This is a genomic window from Pueribacillus sp. YX66 (assembly GCF_041725775.1).
Classification (GTDB): Bacteria; Bacillota; Bacilli; order Bacillales; family UBA6769; genus Pueribacillus.
Genome location: NZ_JBEUEL010000082.1, coordinates 1 through 1,073, shown reverse-complemented (window position 1 = coordinate 1,073; position 1,073 = coordinate 1). Strand labels below are relative to the sequence as shown.

Sequence of the window (1,073 nt, the reverse complement as noted above, 5' to 3'; positions counted from 1 at the left end):
AAGGACCCTTAGCTCAGTTGGTTAGAGCAACGAGCATAACATCCGCCGAATAAGCTCCGAGTAACCCCGAAGCATATACATCATTGAGTCAGCTATTAGATGCAGGGGTCGCGAACTTCTAATAAGAACGGATAAGTGGATGTTTAAAATTAAAAATAAAACAAACAAGGACCCTTAGCTCAGTTGGTTAGAGCAACGAGCATAACATCCGCCGAATAAGCTCCGAGTAACCCCGAAGCATATACATCATTGAGTCAGCTATTAGATGCAGGGGTCGCGAACTTCTAATAAGAACGGATAAGTGGATGTTTAAAATTAAAAATAAAACAAACAAGGACCCTTAGCTCAGTTGGTTAGAGCAACGAGCATAACATCCGACGAATAAGTTCCGAGTAACCCCGAAGCATATACATCATTGAGTTAGCTATTAGATGCAGGGGTCGTGAACTTTTAATAAGAACGGATAAGTGGATGTTTAAAATTAAAAATAAAACAAAGAAGGACCCTTAGCTCAGTTGGTTAGAGCAGACGGCTCATAACCGTCCGGTCGTAGGTTCGAGTCCTACAGGGTCCACCAATTCAAATACCAAAATTCCGTACTGTTGGAAATTTAGACTTTAAGTTATGGATGAAGGTTAAAAAAGCCTTATAACAAAAATTCTACTTCTGTTAATGGAGGAATACCCAAGTCTGGCTGAAGGGATCGGTCTTGAAAACCGACAGGGGCTTCATGGCCCGCGGGGGTTCGAATCCCTCTTCCTCCGCCATACATAATTAAAGAATAGGCTCGATAGCTCAGTTGGTTAGAGCAACGAGCATAACATCCGCCGAATAAGTTCCGAGTAACCCCGAAGCATATACATCATTGAGTCAGCTATTAGATGCAGGGGTCGCGAACTTCTAATAAGAACGGATAAGTGGATGTTTAAAATTAAAAATAAAACAAACAAGGACCCTTAGCTCAGTTGGTTAGAGCAACGAGCATAACATCCGCCGAATAAGCTCCGAGTAACCCCGAAGCATATACATCATTGAGTCAGCTATTAGATGCAGGGGTCGCGAACTTCTAATAA

At 42.1% G+C, this 1,073-nt stretch carries 2 tRNA genes; both read left to right on the top strand.

Annotated features, from left to right (window positions below):
* Positions 1 to 500: 500 nt before the first annotated feature.
* A tRNA-Ile gene (locus ABU914_RS15390) sits at positions 501 to 577 on the top strand.
* A gap of 97 nt (positions 578 to 674) precedes the next feature.
* Positions 675 to 767 (top strand) — tRNA-Ser (locus ABU914_RS15385).
* Positions 768 to 1,073: the final 306 nt, after the last annotated feature.